Raw genomic sequence first — 18,756 nt, forward strand, 5'->3', positions numbered from 1 at the left:
TTTTCTGCTTATTAATACCGGGATTCTGCTATTCTGTTATTACAGGTACAAAAGGAGGAGAGGTTCATGCGAACGCCGGCGGGCAGGCAGGTGAAACCCTTAGAAAGTACCGGCACCATATTCGGCGACCATTTCGATCAAGACGATGCTTATCGCTTACGTCGCCCTCATGGCATGAAGGACTGGCTGCTTGTATATACGCTGCATGGAGAGGGCTATGTCCGTACGCCTGCCGGAGAGAAGCGCTGCGGACCCGGGCAGCTTGGCCTACTGCGCGCCAATATCGCGCATGAATACGGAACTGTGAAGGGGAAACGCTGGAACTTCCTATGGATCCATTATCCCGGACTTCCAGAAAACAGGATGCTGCGTTATGAGGAGTTTCTAGTCGAAACGCTGCCCGATGAACGTGTCCGAGGGCGAGTCGAGCAAGCATTTCGGAATGTACTTCAAGATTCACTGGATCGTTTGGACCTATGGGAGGCGCTGTGTGAGAATTCGTTGCGTGAAATTTTGCTCCTGCTTGCGCAGCGGATAAGCAAAAGACTCGATCCCAGAGTCGAGCAGACCCTTGGTTTGCTGTCCCGATCGTTAAAAGAAGATATTCGAATTGACGCGATATCGCGAGAGATCGGAATATCGGGGTCAAGGCTGGCCCACTTGTTCAAGCAAGAAACGGGGTACACCATCGTAGAGCATCTGAATCAGATGAGGGTTCGCCATGCCGCCTTATTGATGACCCATTCCGGCCGTACGGCGAACGAAGCCGCGCAGGATGTCGGGTTTAACAGTTACAATCATTTTGCCGATCAGTTTCGCAAACAGTACGGGGTTTCACCGAGGCAGTACCGCCAGGCGTGCAAGCCTACATGAAGGCTGCCAGGCTTACGTTATTCATGAATCATACCAATGGAAGCTGCCTGCAAGAGCGCTGTATAGAATCACGCTGTACAACCTCCACTGGCCAGCAGCATGGCTTCGGTATTGAATGCAACGACGCCGATCTGGACCATGATCGTTGGGTTGCTGTTCTTCGGCTCCGTGTTTAGGCGGATTCAATGGATGGGCATGGGCGTCGCGCTTGTCGGACTGATTATTCTGCTCGGTATTCGACCTGGATCATTTATTACCGTCGATTTCATTGGGTTTGCGACAATGATTGGTGCTACTTTGTGTTATGCCGTTGGTTCGCAGTTATCCAAACGTTTATTGGGCGGACTGAGTTTGTATCAGTTAACGTTCGCGACATTGCTTGGGGCAATGGCAGGGAGTGGATTAATCGCTCTTACAACGGAAAAGGTTGAGCTTGCCAGAATCGCGGAGCCTTCCAATATAGGTTCTCTTGTTGGCCTCGGCATCTTCGGCTCTGGCGTGGCCTATATTCTGTTCAATTATATGGTCTTGAAAGGGAGCCCCGAGTTCGCGACATCCGTCACTTATCTCGTGCCTGCAACGGCGATGATCTGGGGATATACACTGCTGGATGAACCGATTGGATGGAGCCTGATCCTCGGCCTAATTCTCATTTTAACCGGGGTGTTTATCACCAATCATGGCGGACGAACACAACAAGAAAGAGTTGCTGCTGTACCTAAGTAACATTCAATAGCACCAAGAAGGACTGCTAAAGAGGCAGTCTTTTGTTTTTTTATCCCCCCGTTGTAACTTAGCTGAAGCATTCATGTAATTAAGGGATTTCGATATAAACGAAAATGAAGAATTTCCTAAAGAGCTTCCTAAAAAGGAAGGATGCCGCGTGTGATACGAATTTATATTTTGCTCCAGGCCGCTTAAATTGCGGCTTTTTTCTTGATAACCGTCGGGTTTAGTTGTTTTTCTGTTGGGTTCTAAGCTTTAAATTTTCGATGAAGATTTTGCGATTATTCTACCACCTTTGCAAAATCCACTTTGACCCATAACGAGATAAATGTAATAAAGCAAAATAAATATCGATTGACACCATCTTGCTATTTGCCTAATATACGGGCCAGACGACCCGGGTCCAAGTTCTGGATTCTACTTAACAAGGGCTTGTCAATGCATCGAAAAAGGAGGGTCCGTATACAAAAACCGAGACTAACGCCCGTTCGATACCCGCATGCATGCGCAGTGGTCTTTCGGGAAGACAACGATTGATTCTAAGGAGGTTATTTATGAGATTTAGAAAGGGTGGCAAGTACCAGGTCTTGATGCTTGCAATTTGTTTTATATTGGCATGCTCGGGAGGCAGCGGTGTCGCAGCTGCTTCCGGGGAGAGCAGGCTGGCCCAAAAAACATATGGAACACCGGAAGAAATTCTGGTCCCTAACAACTATACGGTGGCTGTGTTCAACGGTACAACTGGTAAGGAAGAGGGCCGCAACGTGCTTTACGCGACCAGTAAAGGAAAGCCGGGGCATCTTAATGTCATTGATCTGGAGGATTATAAACTGCTGCGGAGCATTCCAATCGGACCCTCCGAAAGCTCATGGGCACATACAACGGCACCGGACGGAACATTGTTCCTTGCGGCTGACGGTGGCGGAGCAAAGCTGTGGAGTTACTCGCCGGTTACTCATGTCCCTGTGCAAGTTGCACAGTTCGACGGCCAGTCGGTTCCGAACAGCATCACCACGGATGAACAGGGCCGCGTATATGTCGGAACCTATCCCGGCGGCAAAGTGTATCAGTATGACCCGGCTACAAAGCAAACCAAAGATTATGGCCGCGTCATCGGGTCGCTTGACCAGGAATATGTACGCTCCATAGCTTACCAGGGCGGCAATATATATGCAGGTACCGCGCATAAGCAGATCGTACGCGTGAATCTAACGACAGGTGAGAAAACGAATATCGCAGCTTCCCTGCCGGTTAAAGAAGACACCGTGTATGACCTGAGCACGATTGATAACCGTTATTTGTTTGCCAGATATACGGACGGAAGCGGCATTCCTGGAGAGGCGTATATCTACGATACGCAGACGGAAAGCTGGCTGGATGTTGTACTGGAGAACGTAACGGGGCTGCACGCAACGGACTCGCATGACGGAAAACTGTATTATATGTCCGACAAGAAGCTGAAAACGTTTAATCTTGCCACGCATGAGGTCGAGTTAACCGGAATGGAGTACAACAGCGGATTTCGGGGAGTAGATTGGGTTGAATTTCCCCATAATCCGGAATATCCGGGCAAAAATCTGGTAACCGTCCGTTATGACGGCGGCGTTACGATCATGAATATTGAAACGAAGCAAGTGCACCTGTTGCCGCCTGTTATTCCGGGTCTCCCCGGGGTTGTCAACCGGTTGAAAAGCGTATCCGATACGGAGCTGATTACCACCGGCTCGCAGGCGCGATCCTCGCTCGTCGATCTGACGGATAACACCGCAACGCCGTTCAGCATCGGCCAAGCCGATAGCGTCCATGCCGTGGGCAATAAAGTCTATATGGGCGTGTACCCGGAGGGCGGACTGTATGAGTTCGATTTATCAACGGAGCCTGGAATGAACAATCCGAAGAGACTGGCCGTTCTGGGCAACGATCAGGAGAGGCTGGTGGATATCTCCAGTTCCAAAGGCAAGCTGTACATTTCGACGATATCCGGCTACGGCACGCTGGGCGGCTCATTGACCGTTTATGATACCGTCACCGGAGAAATCAACGTTCATCGCAACGTCGTCCAGAATCAGAGCGTGCTCAGCACGACGGTACATGACGGCAAGGTGTTCGGTTCCACCACGATTCGAGGCGGACTGGGCTCTGAGCCGACGGAAGCGGAAGCGAAGATTTTTGTCTGGGATGAGGAGACGCAGCAAAAAATCGCCGAGTTTCCCCTTCGGGTTCCCGGACTGGACAAACCGATATTCATCGGAGATCTTTCGGCCGGTCCGGACGGATTGATCTGGGGGGCATCCTATGAGTATATTTTTGCGATCGATCCCGATACGTATCAAGTCGTGAAGAGTAAAAAAGTGTATCCAAGCTTGAATTTCAGCCAATGGGCGCATCACCCGCTCCGCTGGTCGGAGGATGGACTGCTCTATGTGCTGTTTAACAACAAACTGACGGTCATTGACCCTGAAACGCTGGAACATCGGACATTGGCCGACACCTCCCGATTCGATCTACATGCGGACGGGAATCTGTATTTCACGGACATGCAAACCAATACGATCCTGTATCGGATGGAAGTTGACGGTGAGGTCGTGGAGGAACCGCCGCATACGGCTGTTCCCGTCACCAATCCCGGCTTCGAAGAGGAGTTGAAGGGTTGGGGCCCGTTATTCGCTCCAGGCAACGGTTACCGCTATGATCGCAGCACAGAACGCAGTTTCACGGGAACGCACAGCCTGAAGATTACGGACACGCTGAGAACGGCATCTGTTGCCGTTCAGAGTGATCCGATTCCCGTCATTCCGGGAGAGGAATATACGGCGGGCATGAATCTCTATATTGAATCCGGTCAGCCTGGCTTTATGTTCCGATTCTTTGATAGCAATAACGCGACCATCTCCACCTTGGAAACCCATTTGGATGAATCGCGATTGGCCCAATGGCAGAAAGTGACGCTAAGAGGGAAGGCTCCAGCTAATGCGGCTTATGCAAAACTGATAGCGGTAACTTCCAGATACAATGTGGCAACAGCCTATTATGACGATTTCTTTGTAACGGTAAAAGACAGTGTGCCGCCCGTCTCCACGGTTAGTCTATCGCCTTCTCCCAACGAGAACGGCTGGGTGAATTCCGATGTGTCCTTGTCCATCTCTGCCGACCGCGCGTACTCCATTGCATACGCTGCGGAAGGGGCACAGCCAATAGAGAAGACTACAATAAAAGGGAATACGGCCCAGCTTGAAATCACGAAGGAAGGCGTCACGACGGTCACCTATTCCGCCACTAACTTCTCAGGCGTGCCTGAGGTTCCGGGGACGCTGAAGGTGCAGATCGACAAGACGGCACCTGTCGTTGAATTCACCGGTGAGCGTACGTACACCGTAACCGATTCTGTATACGTTTCGTGCAGCGCCGTCGACAGTCTGTCTGGGTTAGCTGACAATCCTTGTTCTCATTCACTTATTGAACGTCCTGCCTATTTCTTCGAGCCTGGATCCCACGATATCTCCGTCAAGGCAATCGATCTGGCGGGAAATAAAACGGAAGCGGTCTTTCGTTTCGAGGTGATTGTAACGTATGACAGCTTGTCCGCGCTTGCAGCGCATTTCGCCGCGAGCGATCCAGGACTCGCACAATCGCTGTCAAGTAAACTCCTCCATGCCAAAGAGGCCGAGAATAGAGGTAACACCTCTGCCAAGGAAGGCATGCTGAACGCCTTTTCCAATCAAGTTAGTGCACAATCCGGCAAAATATTGACGGGCGAACAAGCAGAAATACTTGCCAAACTGGCAGGTTACCTGTAAGCAGACGAAAGCTTCAGCCATTTTAAAAACACGACACTTTTTTTCCATATCGTCGTATCGTCGTCCATATAGTAGGAACAGCCGCGTGAATTACGCGGCTTTTTTTGTTGTCAACCAAACGCATGGAATGGATTGTTTCTCATCATTAACAATGGCTGTACCGTCGAAATTTGTCATAACAAAAGTGCAATTTATACTTCTAAAGTAGCAATTTTTCGATGTCATATTGACTGGAAATTGAATGCTAACTAGAATGTGTTATAACAAATAATCAATACATTCAAAATTGTTAGTACAAGTAAGTTACGAAAAGGAGGTGATGCATTGCCAACGGAAGCCGATATTAGTCGACCACCGTGGCTAATATTTACTTACTATTTTGATCGAGAAAAAGGAGGTCATGACAAAGCATGGACGCCCGATTAAACTCGGCATCCCCACAGCCCGCTCCAAAGTCCAACAAATGGACGCATGTTAAAAGGCAGCTCAAGCGAAATATCGGGTTGTATATCATTATCTCGCCGGCGGTGCTTTATTTTTTGATCTGGCATTATTGGCCGATGTACGGCGTTCAGATCGCCTTCAAGGATTTTATGCCTGGCCTTGGCATTTGGAACAGTCCATGGGTCGGGTTCGAGCACTTCGAGCGGTTATTTGACGCTTATTATTTTTGGACGATTCTGAAGAATACCATCGGGATCAGTTTATACGGTCTGTTGGTTGGCATTCCCGCTCCGATCTTGCTTGCGCTTTTGTTCAACGAGATTCGAAATCGTAAATTCCGCTCATTCGCCCAAAGCATCTCCTACGCACCGCACTTCATTTCGGTTGTGGTCGCGGTCGGTATTCTGTTCTTCTTTATCTCGCCGACGAATGGCGTCTTCAACTCCATCCTTGTTTCCTTGGGGAGGGAACCGGTCGATTATCTGGCAGAGCCATCGAAATTCTGGCATCTATACGTCTGGTCGGGCGTATGGCAAGGAGTTGGCTGGTCTTCGCTCATCTACAGCGCTGCCATCTCGGGCATCTCGCCTGACCTGTATGAGGCGGCTTATATGGACGGGGCCAGCAAATTTCGGCGAATTTGGCATATCACGATTCCCGGCATCGTTCCGACCATCGTGATCCTGTCCATCTTGAGCGCCGGCGGCATCATGAGTGTCGGCTTCGAGAAAATTCTGTTGATGCAAAACGCGATGAACCTGGAAACCTCCGAGGTGATCTCCACTTACATGTACAAGAGCGGACTGCTTAACACCCAATACAGTTTTTCGGCGGCAGTCGGCCTGTTCAACAATGTGATCAATTTTATCATCCTGATTATCGTTAATGCGGTTGCACGCAAAGCGGGGGAGACCAGCTTATGGTAGAGGTCGTCGATGCAGGATTAAGGAGGGAATGTAAGAAGTGCTGCTGAACATCAAACGAACGCCTGGAGAAAAGCTGGCCGATATCATCATTCTAGTGCTGTCCATTCTGGTAATCATCGTCATTTTGTACCCGCTTCTCTTTGTCTTGTTTGCTTCATTTTCCGATCCGCGCCAAATTTGGGACAAGCCGCTGCTGCTGTTCCCGGCAGGCTTCAATCTTGACAGTTATGCCAAAGTGTTCGAGAACAGCGAGATCTGGAGAGGGTATGCCAATACGCTTCTGTATACATTCATAGGGACGGCGATCAATATTATGATGACGGTATTTGGCGCTTATCCGCTCTCCAGAAAGCGTTTTTACGGCAAGGGACTGTTTACGCTGCTGTTTGCTTTCACCATGTTTTTCGGCGGCGGGCTGATCCCTCTTTATTTGGTAAACAAGGAGCTCGGACTTCTGAACACGATGTGGGCCTTGGTACTGCCTGGTGCGATCAGCGCCTACAACATGATTATTATGCGAACCTACTTCCAGACCCGGATTCCGGTGGAGCTCGAAGAGAGCGCCTACGTCGACGGCTGCAATGATTTTCATATGCTGTATCGAATTGTGCTGCCTTTGTCGATGCCGATCATTGCCGTAATGATCCTGTTCTACGGGGTCGGCCATTGGAACTCATATTTTGACGCTATGATTTATTTGACGGATCGTAGTAAATTCCCGCTGCAGCTGATTTTAAGAGAAATACTGGTTCAGAACGACTTCAAGGAAATGGCCGGAATATCGGTCGGTGCCGAATATGCGGATCAGATGATGGTCAAGGAAGGCTTGAAATATGCGATCGTTGTATTATCCGCGCTGCCGCTGCTCCTGTTGTATCCGCTGCTGTCGCGTTTCTTTGAGAAAGGCATCATGGTGGGAGCTATCAAAGGGTAAGCCGATGCTGAGAGTGGTTATTACCGCTTGGAACTCATAATCATGAAAAGAGGGGATATGGATATGAGAAAAGGAATGAAACTTCTGCTTGCCATAACGATGTCATTTTCGTTGACGATTTCCGCCTGCGGCGGTTCAGGGGGGAAGGCGGAGCCGGAACCGGCCGGAACGGACGGAGATCCCGGGAACATCAAGCTAAGGATTGTTAAGCGCGGGTATACCGATGTGCATCCTCCGGCCGATCAATTATGGATGTGGCAAAAATACGAAGAAATGTCCGGCATTCAAGTCGAATTTGAGGAGCTGGCGGGTTCCGCCGTCAACGAACGAAAAAATGTCATGCTTGGCTCCAACGACCTGCCGGATGCATTCTATCGCATTGCTTTCGGTACCGACGAGCTGATGAAATACGGCAAACAGGGCTTATTTGTTCCGCTCGAGGACCTGATTGAGCAGCATGCTCCGAATTTGAACAAACTCCTGAAGGATAATCCGGACATTAAGGGAGCCATCACGATGTCGGACGGGCATATTTATGCCCTGCCTTACGTCGATTTCTCTAAAGCGTTCAATTCCGTTCGCCTGTATATCAATAAGGATTGGCTGGATGAAGCAGGGCTTGAAGTGCCCAAGACGACCGAGGAGTTCCGACAAGCGCTCATGAAGGTTCGGGAGAAGGACAGCTCCCGTCTCGGGTGGGTGCTTGAATCGCAGTACTGGACTTTCCTGGAGAGCTTTCTGGCCGGCAGCTTCGGCATGGGGGAAGGCGGTGCCAAGGCATTCGGTCAATATCTATATAAGGACGCGGACGGACAGGTTAAGACAACGTTTAATGATCCGAAGTACAGAGAGCTGCTCCGTTACATGAGCGATTTGTACAAGGACGGGTCACTGGCCCAGCAAAATTTTACGACAGGCTATGATTATGCGAAGTGGTCTACGGACGGCTCCAACAATCTGATCGGTTCGTTTGTATGGGAAGGACCGGGATATATAGGTAAGGATGCAGCCGAGAACTATGTAGGCATTCATGCCCTCGAGGGGCCGAACGGGGATAAAGTCGCCGGGGTGCTGGGGCCGCCTGCCAAAGGGATCTTCGGCTTTGTCATCACCAACAAAAACAAATATCCGGTTGAAACCATCAAGTGGATCGATTATTTCTATGGGGAGGAAGGGATTAACTTTGCCACCTTTGGACTTGAGGGCGAAACCTATGATATGGTTGACGGCAAACCGAAATACAAGGACGAGATTCTAAATTACAAGGGCGGCGTGCAGCTGGGCGCTTTCCAATATGTTGATAATGTGTATGGTGCTTATTATCCATATGTTGAGCCAGACGACGATTTGCGGATGGCGGCACGTGGGACGACGGTAGCCGACGAGATTAAGGCGGATCCGGCTGAGCTGAATCAGTTGGCGCCTAAAGAGCTTTGGCCAGATTTTGTTCCTACGGATGAGGAAGCCAATCAAACGAGCGCGATCCTGACCGATATTAATAAATACATTGAGGAGATGCGGGTGAAGTTTGTGACGGGGAAAGCCAGCCTGGACACGGACTGGGATAACTACGTAAAGACTCTGGACAAAATGGGAGCCCAGAGCTACTTGGATATCAAACGAGCGCAGTATGAACGTTATACAAATGTAAAGTAATCGAAATGACTCGAAGTAGGAAGATAGGAGCGGTTTACATGCCAATGATGCAAACGCTATAATTTTAGTACGACAAGATTTACACTGGAAAATAGATATAGATGGGATGAGAACCAAGTTGACCAAAGACAATAAACCACCGCTGTATCGCGTGATGATGGATGAGCTGAAATCACAAATTTCTTCAGGCCACTATGCTCCTGAAGCCCAGCTTCCTACGGAGTCCGAGCTAAGCTCCACCTTCGGCGTGAGCCGTATTACAACAAGAAGAGCGCTTGAGGAGCTGGAGCGGGACGGGTTTATCTACCGTGTCAAAGGAAGCGGCAGCTTTGTTAAACCCCGGCAACGTGGGCAAGAGCAGCGGTCGGTTGGAATGGATAAAATGATATCGCTGATCCTGCCTTCCGAAGACGATCGCGGCACGATGGGATATATTCGCGGAGCTTCGGACTGGCTCAACGCGAACGGTTACTATTTGAGTATTCACCAAAGCGACTACGACTCCCAGAAAGAACGCGATCTGCTGGAAATGCTGACCCGAAAGGGCATTGCGGCCATTATATTGTATCCGCGGAACGATCAGACGAATTACGACATTCTGCATCGACTTTGCCTTGAGGATTATCCGATCGTGACGATCGATAAATATTTTGACAGTCTGCCGCTTGGGGCGGTGGTTTCTGACAATTTCAGTGGATCCTATCAAGCCGTATCCAGGCTGATTGAGCTCGGTCATCGAAAGATCGCGTTTCTTACAGCAGTCAGCATTGAATCAACCTCTTCGGTGCGCAACCGGTATTTCGGATACTGCCAAGCGCTGAAGGACCATGGACTTCCTGTGGATAGCCGTTATATCAGGCTGAATATGAAGGATTATCGAGAGAAGGTTGGCTTTGAACGATTTTATAATGAGCTGCTGGACTCTTACCGGACGGAAGGGGTAACGGCTGTTCAGACGGAGAATGATCTGATCGCCGCCAACCTGCTGAACCGCTGTTTGGAACGAGGGATCCGTATTCCGGAGGATATTTCGATCATAGGCTTTGATAATAATCCTGTCACAGAGCATGTCATGATTCCGCTGACCACCGTTGAGCAGAATTTTTACGAGATTGGACGCCAAGCTGCCGAACATGTTGTAAACTGGCTCGAGAGAGGGAAACAGACACCGGACCGGACACTGATCCCCGTCAAGCTGGTGGAGCGTGATACAACCGCAGCAGCTCCGAGAGGGAAAGTCACGAAGTAGATAGGATAGAAAGGATGATATGAAGGCTGATTGCCGGGCAGGGCTTCTTCCTGTTGCAATCAGCCTTTTTATAGGTATGTAAAAGTTGAGTATAAAAATTCTCTACTTACTCAATCACTCCGCAAGGATGGTACATTATTTAGAGGCATGGAGGAGGTGAACAACATGTGTACCATTCATATGCTGGTGGGGATACCCGGCAGCGGAAAAAGCTATTATGCCAAACAATTATGCAAAAGCGAGCGGGCCGTCATCGTTGCGACGGACTCGATCCGTGAAAGATTGTTCGGCAGCGAATCCAAACAGAAAAATACGTATCTGGTATTTGATGCAGCTTTCGCCGAGATCGAACAGGCGCTTGCGTCCGGACGAAATGTCGTTTTTGATGCCACCAATGTCAGCCGGGAGCGGAGACAGAAGTTCCTGAAGCGATTTGGCGAACGATCGGTGGAATGCCATATCTGCACAACCCCTTATGAAGTGGCTTTGGAAAGAGTCAAGGGACGAAAACGCCGGCTCGACGAGAAGATCATGACGAAATATGCCAAGAACCTTGAATTTCCTGTCATGAGAGAAGGATTCAGTGATCTGCATCTCGTTCATGAGCACGGCGAAACGCAGCTTACAAGAGAAGAACTGGAAGTGCTGTTAACACGCAGAGCGGGTCATGATGAGTTATTTCTCTACTTGTCCCAATCTCCCTATTTCAATGTGATGCTGGGATATGATCAGGAGAATCCGCATCATTCCAAAACGTTGTCGGAGCATACGTATGCCGTGCTGGAATATATCAATGCTTTCTATGAAGGCGAGCATCTGCTGGCTATGCAATTAGCAGCGCTGTTCCATGACGCGGGCAAGCCGTTCTGCAAAGTATGGAAGCAAGCAAGAGGGTACTATTCCTATTATGGGCACGAGCACGTATCGGCAAGCATTGCCTGCCATACATTGAAGGACCTTGGGTATGATGATGCATTCATTCAGCACGTCGTTCAACTTGTGAGCTTTCATATGGAAATTTTGCATGGAGGGGATGCAGGGGCATCCAAAATCTATCATTTGTTAGGCGAAGATAGGCTGGCTGAGCTGTATTTCTTTGCAGAAGCCGATACCTTCGGCAAATAAGGAGGTGAACAACGATGAAAATAAAGTATCCCAAAACGATGCATTTGCCTTGGTCCAGAGGGTATACGGATGACGATAAGATTTTACGAAACACGGACCATTTTACGGGACAGGAGGTCGTCATTACCGAGAAAATGGACGGGGAGAACACCACGATGTACCCCGGTTTCATTCATGCGAGATCGCTGGACAGCAAGGATCATCCTTCCCGTCATTATGTGAAGACGCTGCATGGGGGCATCAAGTATATGATTCCGGAGGGTTATCGTCTCTGCGGGGAAAACGTATATGCCAAGCATTCGCTTTTGTATTCGGCGCTGCCGTCCTACTTCATGCTGTTCTCCGTATGGAATGAGTTGAATGTGTGCCTGTCATGGGATGAGACGGAGGAATGGGCGGAACGTCTGGGGCTGGTCACGGTTCCTGTCTTGTACCGGGGAATCTGGGACGAGGATGCTGCCAAGGCTTGTTATACGAAGCAGTCAGACTGCGGCGGGGAGCAGGAAGGTTATGTGGTTCGGCTGGCTTCCGCATTTGCATATGACGACTTTAAGCGCAGCGTTGCCAAGTTCGTTCGCAAGAATCACGTACAAACCGACGAACATTGGCTAAGCAAACCGATCGAACCGAATCAATTGGCAACTGCGGAATAGACGATGGGTGAGTGTAATAAACATTAAATATTAGAAAATGAGGTGCTGATCATGTAATTCCAGATTGCTTTTTATATGAGATAATGTAAATGGATAAAGACAGGAGCTGCCGCTTAAATCGGGGCTTTTTTTATTGTTGTTTGTACATAGGGTCACCACATTTTGTTAGTTCAAGTATAATGAACCTATACATATGGATCAGAATACAGACCATCATTATTTCATGATAGGAGTGTAAAGATGAATATGAAGATGTTTCGAGTTTCTGCTCCTTCAGGGATCAGATTGATGATATCGATGTTGATTTTAATCGCTATTCTTCTTGGAAATATAATAAGAGGCCATGAAGAAAGGGACTTCTTTTATTATGCCTGCTTGGTGTGGTTAGTTTTTTGTTCCGCCGTATTCCTCATCTCCGTATATCGAACCTATCTGATGAAACCAGGCATGTTGGAAATAACTCAAGACGGAATCGTCATAAACGGTACAGTAATTAACGTTGTAGCTGTGAAATGTTTGCTGATCAACCATGACAGGAAACCGGTGGTCGGGATTAAACTGAAAGGGCGTGCAATCGTACCTCTAAAGTTATGTTTTACGTTCGCGGAGGAGCAGACGGAGGGAATCAGGCAGCTGGAGTTTTGGGCACGCGAAAGACAGGTGAAGGTGTCTAAAGGTTTTTTTATGAGATGGCTGTAGGAAGAACTTACTTATTATTCCACTTAAAGGAGGATGATAATGGAGGGGTTATACTCATTTATTCTCCTTGTTATTTGTGTTGGTCAATGGGTCTTAAGGAAGATCATCGACGTCGGCGAGGAAGAGATGCGTGATACACCGGTGCATAAATGGTATCTTCTGGGCTCATGGGCTTTATTAATTCCGATACTCATCCTTATATGGACGATGGATAGGAGCAGACCCAATCCCATATGGCCGTTCTTATTATCCGTAATCTTCTGCTTTCGCGGATATATGGAGTGGAAATACATGCGTGAAAGCAGGCACCATCAAGTTTCAATCCTATTGGCTTCAGTTTCGCTTTTCTTCACAGGATTGATGATATTCATTCTCTTATTAAAATATTAAAAAAAGCAATCAAAAAGAAATGTCCCGGAGATGGGTCAGCTATAATGTAATCAGGTGTTTAGACATGGATTACATTATGGGGAGAGGCTAACATGAATAATATGTTCAATCATGTAGATATGACTCAAATCTTAAACCGAATCGACACATTAAGCGATCAATCACAACCGTTATGGGGAAAAATGGATGCTGCCCACATGCTGTCTCACTGCTCCGCGTTCCAAGATATCGCCATGGGCATCACAAACCCGCCAAGAGGTTGGTTAGGCAGGTTGGTCGGGAATCTTGCGAAGCCTGTGTTTTATAATGAAAAACCGTTACCCCGCAATATGTCTACGATTCCGGATATTTTGATTGCGGATCCAAGGGAATTTGAAACGGAAAAAGAACAATTGAAAGAAAAAATAGTAGCATTCCAAAAGAACGGACCTGAGAAATGTACCACGCATCCTCATGCATTCTTCGGTAAATTGACTCCGGAGCAATGGGGGAGGGGATTATACAAGCATCTGGACCATCACTTGAAACAGTTTGGTGTTTAAGGCTCAAGAAACCTGTGCAGTATGGATGCTTATATCCCCCCGTAGAGCCATCCCAACGAAGGTTGGCTCTACGGGGTTGAAGGGTTTTGCTGCATATTATCTATTTTTCTTTATAACCAATCCTCGTATTTCTCCATAGTAAACTCGCCTTCCAGCTCCAATCGGGTATTCGGCTTACTGCCGTCATAATAGTTGACGTCCATCGTCGTCCCCGTCCAATATACGTAAAATACGCTATTTCCTCGATACTCAATGCGTCCCCGGTTATCATTTACCTCTTGGTGTTCAAAATAATACAGCCTTGCATCCAGGCTTCTGGAGTTCTCGTTATAACCCTGGGCAATCGTAAATTCCAGCGGAGCAAAGACATCGAGTTTTAACGTATCCAGATAAATCGTAAGCTCCGCATCCGGATTGTTCAATAATTCATCCGAGTCCGGTAAAGACTGGAGCGGCTCGGGTTCCGTCTCTGTCTCGAACCAGAGCATGATTTGCGGCCGTTCATTGACTTGGCTGCGGGTTGCATAGGCTTTGGATCCGGCCAAAGCGTGTTTTTCGGTTCCGTTATAACGGATTAAAGTTAAAGTTCCTGTCATGCGAATCTCCTTATTTATTATCTCTTATGAACATTGAATCATCGCACCTTTCGATTACATATACCTTGTAATGGTACGGTTAGATTAAACGATCAGACATCTTTACTGAAGCGATAAATATTCCAGCAGGGCATCCATTTGCTCGCTTCCCAAAAGATCAGTCAGTGATGGCATCACATGGGCGAGAAAATCCGGTTTGGTCTCATAGGTTTCTTCGTCGCTGGTTTCACCTTGGAAATGAAGAGCACCTTGAATGAGAATGGACAGCGCGTGAAAGCAATCCGCAAGCGAATTCGCGATCAGCTTTGGCTCGCCACCTTCGAATGCGGCATATACGGGCGAACCACTGGCTTGGACGTCTACAATCAGCGGATCATCATTCACATTGGCAATGACGAGGTGATGGGCTAGCCAAGTGCTCGATTCCACGATTTCACCACCGTCGCTAATCCAGCGATAACCCAATTGCTGCCGGGCCAGATGCTCAGGAGAAACAAAGTAGATAACCGCCGATTCTCCGATCTCAACCGCCGCGTTTTTCATTTTATGGGTTCCTTCGGCCATAGCGTCAATCATCTCATAATGGCTATATAGATAGGTCAGCTCAGGGGACAGCGTGATACGTTCATCCACGGGTGGCATCCGGACCTCGGACCGCTGTCGTATTTCATGATCGGTGAAGAGCCCGAAATCCCGATTATATAAGTCCTGTTGTTCTATGAATCTCGTTAAAGCGGCTTCCAGTTCCAGCATTTATTTCATCCCTTCCAGCATATTAATCGAATTATAACACGCCAAGTCACCGTGGGTTAAGCGTGGGGAATACAAACTCAGGAATGAAACATGGTAGAATATCCCGTATGAGGGGGCAACGAGAGATGAAATATGAATTCAAAATAACAGCGTCGATTTCCGAGCTCGTATGGTATCCGGATGAACGCTCTGACGAGTATAAGGTACACCCGAACTTCAAAGCGGTGATGGATCGGCTTGACATAACCGTTCCCGTAAGAAATATATATGAACGGTACTTCGATAGTCCCGTGAACAGCGGACATGTTCTGGTATTCCGTGAGGTGGAGGATTCGGTTTCCTGCATCGTGCTGGACACGTATCGCGATCCGCTGGATCAGCTGGATATGATTCAATTGGGTTGGCGGAGCCATAGTGGGGATAACGAGATTCGCCGGCTATCCCGCAAATTTTATGATGAATGTGAGTTTGCGGTCCGCTATCAGGAAGGACAATCGGTATTGTACGAACTGCTGCGCGAAGATCGATACCCACGGCAATTCCGCTATGATACAGTTTTTGAGCAGAAGATGAAACGATTTGTGAATCTCATGGATTCATAAAAGCCTAAGGAGTGAGCAATTATGAATATATCAAAATCGCATATTCGTCCTTTTCCAGCTTATGAGGATGTTTTTGATGGCGATATAGAGCGGTACCGGCAGCATTTTCTCCCGATTCTCTCCCTGAACCTGAAATGTCTCTTTCCCGAGGAGGATCAGTGGCTGCACTTTGTATCCGTTAAAGAAATTCACGAAGGCAGTGTCGGTGAAGAGACGGCCTCCGAACACACGGCGTACACGAAGGAGGATATGTTTGGTTTTGATGTGGTGGATGGTAAATATCGCTTCGAGACCGGTTGGAACTACTTCTTGCTCGAGCAGGAACCCGATCATGAAACACTGATAGAAGCCTATGCCGACAATGAGCGGGACTTCATGGCTCGCAAGCAATTCTATGAAGAGAAGGGACATATCTTCCCATACTCGTCGTTCGGTCGCGCTGCCGGATCGTCGGATGAGCTGAAAAGTGAATACCAGGAAAAGCTGGAGAAGGGCTGGGGATTGAGCTTTCCTGAGATCAACGGACTCCTGGATGACATCGGATTTATGTCGGAAGAAGCCCAGCGGGATCTGCAGGAGGAGGGCGAGTCGCTGGAAGATTGGCTCAGGTTTGAGCAGACCAATCTGCTCCATGTGCCTCGTACGCCGGAGGGAGAGACATTTACATATATAGGTCGGTTAACGGGATATTTCTTTCAGGCCTACGGGGCTGATGCGTTATATCTATTCTACTCAAAGGAACTGTGCAAGGCAGTCATTTGCTTGGAATATACTTGAACTGCGACTTAACCTAGGCAATGATGACGAATGTCCAGGTTAGAAATACAAGCAGCCTCGTGAATGGAGGGCTGCGAGATCATTCTTGTTGATCCGCCTCTAAGGCCCATTTCGCTCGATAAGCGGCAGGGGGGATGCCCTTGAACTTGGTGAACAGTCTTGTGAAGTAATGAACGGATGAGAACCCGGTTCGCTCTGCAATCACCTTGATGGGATCTTGGGTGTGCTGGAGCATTAACTCGGCTGCCCGGATTCGTTCGGTGCGAACCATAGTGGTAAAGGATTCATGAATGCTCTCCGCAAACAATCGGGATAATTGCCGCTCGGACACATTCAGGTAAGCCGCCACTTCGGGTAGTGACACAGGCCCGCTGAGATTGTCTCTTATGTACAACTTTGCCTTTTGAATGAGTTGTAGCGCGGATGATAGGAGTGGAGCGCTTTCGAAGCTGCCGGAAGCCCCGAGCAGTCCAGGAAAGGATTGCAGGAGTACATGCGCCAGCTTGGGCAGAAGCGATGCAGGCAGCGAGTCATCGGATTCCGACCGGATCAGCATGGATTTCCATATTTGGGTGGCGGGTGATTCGCCCGCATGCTCGGTCCAAACAGCACATCGATCAAGCGCTTCCATGTATTTCACCGATACATCGGGAGCTGACGGTTTCTCTATCGCTTCGAACGCAACGAACAACAGATTCAGATCGTGAACGTCTTTAATCTGATGTAACCGACCTGGGCGTGTACAGAAAGCTACCCCTTCATATAAGGGATAAGTCTGATTTTCGTCCGTATATACACCGGTCCCGCCGTCCACATAACATATCTCATAGAATGAATGCCGATGTATGGAATTGGCCGTCAAATGCCGGACGGTCCCCCAGTAATGGACAAGAAATGAGAGGCTTTCACCCTCAAGCCGTCCCGCATAACGATTAAGGCGTTCCTCGCTTTGGCTCCAATGATACAAGGCAGTTTACAGCTCCTTTGGCGTAATTTTGCAAAACGTCGTCATCCCCGTGCAAATACGATTTCGCTTGCCCTTACTATAATTAAACTAGATATTCCATAAAATATCGAGAGGGTGCATGGTGATGATTGACGAGAAGGATGTGCAATTTTACAAAGAGAATGGGTACCTGCTGGTCCGGGGCGTTTATAATCAACAGGAAGTTGAGGATATGAGAGCGGCAGTTGATGGGATCATCCAGAGGGCGGCACGCGCCAAATCGGATCAAAACCATGCCTGGCAAGGTGACTTCCTGCCGCCTGAGCAGCTTAAGAAGCTGGTCCTGAAAGGTTTTCACGATGTGCACTATCATGATGCCGCGTTCATGCGAGCGGCAATCCATCCCCGTATGACAGAAGTTTTGAACGGAATCATCGGACCGAATGTGCAGCTGCATCACTCGAAAATGCTGGTGAAGCCTCCTGCTAACGGGGCCGCGTTTCCCATGCATCAAGACTATCCGTATTTCCCACATCGCGATCACACCATGTTAGCAGCCAGCGTTCATCTCGACGATGCCGATATGGAGAACGGCTGCCTATGCGTTGTGCCGGGGTCCCATAAACAGGGCGTTTTGCCGCATATCGGCGCTTACTATTTGAACCACAAGGAGTATCCATTATCTTCGGGAACCCCGTGCCCAGCCAAGGCGGGCGATGTGCTCTTCTTTAATTACTTGACCATTCATGGCTCGGACGTGAACCGGAGCGATCGAACGCGGAGAAACATCCTATACCAATATCGTGATGCAGCGGATGTCCCTACAGCGGATGTTCACTTCGATTGGGGAATGGGCCTAATGGTAAGCGGAACCAATCCGGATTTCAACAACGTGAAGCCAAAATATGAAATCATCGGTTCGAAGTGACCACATCATAGTGCTGATCCCTTTGCTGAATTTAAAGCAGCTTAAAGCCCCCTGCGGGGCTTTTTTCTATGCCTGAAATTCATGGCTGTTCATGTTCACAACTAACATGTAAAAATATTTCGTTGTAATGTCAGCCAGCC

At 48.5% G+C, this 18,756-nt stretch carries 17 protein-coding genes and 1 pseudogene; 15 read left to right on the forward strand and 3 right to left on the reverse strand.

Features of this window, described 5'->3' with window-relative positions; all coding sequences use genetic code 11:
* Window positions 1–66: 66 nt before the first annotated feature.
* The 12 genes and pseudogenes from BJP58_RS00785 (at window position 67) to BJP58_RS00840 (ending at window position 14,014) form a co-directional block, all read left to right on the forward strand.
* Window positions 67–873 carry a helix-turn-helix domain-containing protein gene (locus tag BJP58_RS00785; RefSeq protein ID WP_194542374.1) on the forward strand — a complete coding sequence of 269 codons (807 nt, stop codon included), beginning with the start codon at window positions 67–69 and terminating at the stop codon, window positions 871–873.
* Between the two features lie 87 nt (window positions 874–960).
* A pseudogene (locus BJP58_RS00790) lies at window positions 961–1,599 on the forward strand (DMT family transporter); the annotation flags it as partial.
* Window positions 1,600–2,153: 554 nt separating this feature from the next.
* The gene (locus BJP58_RS00795; protein ID WP_194542375.1) at window positions 2,154–5,396 is read left to right on the forward strand and encodes a PQQ-binding-like beta-propeller repeat protein; all 3,243 of its coding nucleotides are present in this window, start codon (window positions 2,154–2,156) and stop codon (window positions 5,394–5,396) included.
* Window positions 5,397–5,806: 410 nt separating this feature from the next.
* Entirely contained in the window at window positions 5,807–6,766 is a 960-nt protein-coding gene (locus BJP58_RS00800; protein ID WP_071221841.1) for an ABC transporter permease, read from the forward strand.
* A 37-nt stretch (window positions 6,767–6,803) separates the two neighbouring features.
* Window positions 6,804–7,700 carry a carbohydrate ABC transporter permease gene (locus tag BJP58_RS00805; RefSeq protein WP_194542376.1) on the forward strand — a complete coding sequence of 299 codons (897 nt, stop codon included), beginning with the start codon at window positions 6,804–6,806 and terminating at the stop codon, window positions 7,698–7,700.
* A gap of 63 nt (window positions 7,701–7,763) precedes the next feature.
* Window positions 7,764–9,356, forward strand: a complete 1,593-nt coding sequence (locus BJP58_RS00810) for an ABC transporter substrate-binding protein (RefSeq protein ID WP_194542377.1) — start codon at window positions 7,764–7,766, stop codon at window positions 9,354–9,356.
* A gap of 106 nt (window positions 9,357–9,462) precedes the next feature.
* A complete protein-coding gene (locus tag BJP58_RS00815) occupies window positions 9,463–10,605 on the forward strand; it encodes a GntR family transcriptional regulator (protein WP_233354846.1) in 1,143 nt (380 codons plus the stop codon).
* 165 nt (window positions 10,606–10,770) lie between these two features.
* Entirely contained in the window at window positions 10,771–11,730 is a 960-nt protein-coding gene (locus BJP58_RS00820; RefSeq protein ID WP_194542378.1) for an AAA family ATPase, read from the forward strand.
* Window positions 11,731–11,744: 14 nt separating this feature from the next.
* On the forward strand, window positions 11,745–12,383 hold the full coding sequence (locus BJP58_RS00825) for an RNA ligase family protein (protein ID WP_194542379.1): 639 nt from the start codon (window positions 11,745–11,747) through the stop codon (window positions 12,381–12,383).
* A 378-nt stretch (window positions 12,384–12,761) separates the two neighbouring features.
* Window positions 12,762–13,082: a hypothetical protein gene (locus BJP58_RS00830; RefSeq protein WP_233354847.1), complete on the forward strand. Its 321-nt coding sequence runs from the start codon at window positions 12,762–12,764 to the stop codon at window positions 13,080–13,082.
* Between the two features lie 126 nt (window positions 13,083–13,208).
* Window positions 13,209–13,472, forward strand: coding sequence for a DUF4181 domain-containing protein (locus BJP58_RS00835; protein ID WP_233355099.1), 264 nt, complete (start codon window positions 13,209–13,211; stop codon window positions 13,470–13,472).
* A gap of 92 nt (window positions 13,473–13,564) precedes the next feature.
* Window positions 13,565–14,014, forward strand: a complete 450-nt coding sequence (locus BJP58_RS00840; RefSeq protein WP_194542381.1) for a DUF1569 domain-containing protein — start codon at window positions 13,565–13,567, stop codon at window positions 14,012–14,014.
* A 110-nt stretch (window positions 14,015–14,124) separates the two neighbouring features.
* Here the strand turns inward: BJP58_RS00840 and BJP58_RS00845 are convergent, their stop codons facing one another.
* A complete protein-coding gene (locus BJP58_RS00845) occupies window positions 14,125–14,610 on the reverse strand; it encodes a hypothetical protein (protein ID WP_194542382.1) in 486 nt (161 codons plus the stop codon).
* A gap of 102 nt (window positions 14,611–14,712) precedes the next feature.
* Window positions 14,713–15,363 carry a hypothetical protein gene (locus tag BJP58_RS00850; RefSeq protein WP_194542383.1) on the reverse strand — a complete coding sequence of 217 codons (651 nt, stop codon included), beginning with the start codon at window positions 15,361–15,363 and terminating at the stop codon, window positions 14,713–14,715.
* Window positions 15,364–15,488: 125 nt separating this feature from the next.
* Here BJP58_RS00850 and BJP58_RS00855 point away from each other — a divergent pair, with 125 nt between their 5' ends.
* Together BJP58_RS00855 and BJP58_RS00860 are read left to right on the forward strand one after the other, a co-directional pair.
* On the forward strand, window positions 15,489–15,965 hold the full coding sequence (locus BJP58_RS00855; protein WP_194542384.1) for a hypothetical protein: 477 nt from the start codon (window positions 15,489–15,491) through the stop codon (window positions 15,963–15,965).
* Window positions 15,966–15,986: 21 nt separating this feature from the next.
* Window positions 15,987–16,742, forward strand: a complete 756-nt coding sequence (locus BJP58_RS00860) for a siderophore biosynthesis protein (protein ID WP_194542385.1) — start codon at window positions 15,987–15,989, stop codon at window positions 16,740–16,742.
* A 79-nt stretch (window positions 16,743–16,821) separates the two neighbouring features.
* Here the strand turns inward: BJP58_RS00860 and BJP58_RS00865 are convergent, their stop codons facing one another.
* On the reverse strand, window positions 16,822–17,709 hold the full coding sequence (locus BJP58_RS00865; protein WP_194542386.1) for an AraC family transcriptional regulator: 888 nt from the start codon (window positions 17,707–17,709) through the stop codon (window positions 16,822–16,824).
* A 124-nt stretch (window positions 17,710–17,833) separates the two neighbouring features.
* On the opposite strand from BJP58_RS00865, the gene BJP58_RS00870 reads away from it, so the two are divergent.
* Window positions 17,834–18,616, forward strand: a complete 783-nt coding sequence (locus BJP58_RS00870) for a phytanoyl-CoA dioxygenase family protein (RefSeq protein ID WP_194542387.1) — start codon at window positions 17,834–17,836, stop codon at window positions 18,614–18,616.
* The last annotated feature ends 140 nt before the right edge of the window (window positions 18,617–18,756 follow it).

This window comes from Paenibacillus sp. JZ16 (genome assembly GCF_015326965.1).
Taxonomy (GTDB): Bacteria; Bacillota; Bacilli; order Paenibacillales; family Paenibacillaceae; genus Paenibacillus_AQ.

Bases quoted from the DNA above. Each gene is read 5' to 3' on its own strand.
- BJP58_RS00795 (WP_194542375.1), top strand. From the start codon at position 2,154: ATGAGATTTAGAAAGGGTGGCAAGTACCAGGTCTTGATGCTTGCAATT.
- BJP58_RS00810 (WP_194542377.1), top strand. From the start codon at position 7,764: ATGAGAAAAGGAATGAAACTTCTGCTTGCCATAACGATGTCATTTTCG.
- BJP58_RS00850 (WP_194542383.1), bottom strand. From the start codon at position 15,363: ATGCTGGAACTGGAAGCCGCTTTAACGAGATTCATAGAACAACAGGAC.
- BJP58_RS00855 (WP_194542384.1), top strand. From the start codon at position 15,489: ATGAAATATGAATTCAAAATAACAGCGTCGATTTCCGAGCTCGTATGG.
- BJP58_RS00800 (WP_071221841.1), top strand. From the start codon at position 5,807: ATGGACGCCCGATTAAACTCGGCATCCCCACAGCCCGCTCCAAAGTCC.
- BJP58_RS00835 (WP_233355099.1), top strand. From the start codon at position 13,209: ATGCGTGATACACCGGTGCATAAATGGTATCTTCTGGGCTCATGGGCT.
- BJP58_RS00860 (WP_194542385.1), top strand. From the start codon at position 15,987: ATGAATATATCAAAATCGCATATTCGTCCTTTTCCAGCTTATGAGGAT.
- BJP58_RS00870 (WP_194542387.1), top strand. From the start codon at position 17,834: ATGATTGACGAGAAGGATGTGCAATTTTACAAAGAGAATGGGTACCTG.
- BJP58_RS00845 (WP_194542382.1), bottom strand. From the start codon at position 14,610: ATGACAGGAACTTTAACTTTAATCCGTTATAACGGAACCGAAAAACAC.
- BJP58_RS00840 (WP_194542381.1), top strand. From the start codon at position 13,565: ATGAATAATATGTTCAATCATGTAGATATGACTCAAATCTTAAACCGA.
- BJP58_RS00785 (WP_194542374.1), top strand. From the start codon at position 67: ATGCGAACGCCGGCGGGCAGGCAGGTGAAACCCTTAGAAAGTACCGGC.
- BJP58_RS00825 (WP_194542379.1), top strand. From the start codon at position 11,745: ATGAAAATAAAGTATCCCAAAACGATGCATTTGCCTTGGTCCAGAGGG.
- BJP58_RS00815 (WP_233354846.1), top strand. From the start codon at position 9,463: ATGAGAACCAAGTTGACCAAAGACAATAAACCACCGCTGTATCGCGTG.
- BJP58_RS00820 (WP_194542378.1), top strand. From the start codon at position 10,771: ATGTGTACCATTCATATGCTGGTGGGGATACCCGGCAGCGGAAAAAGC.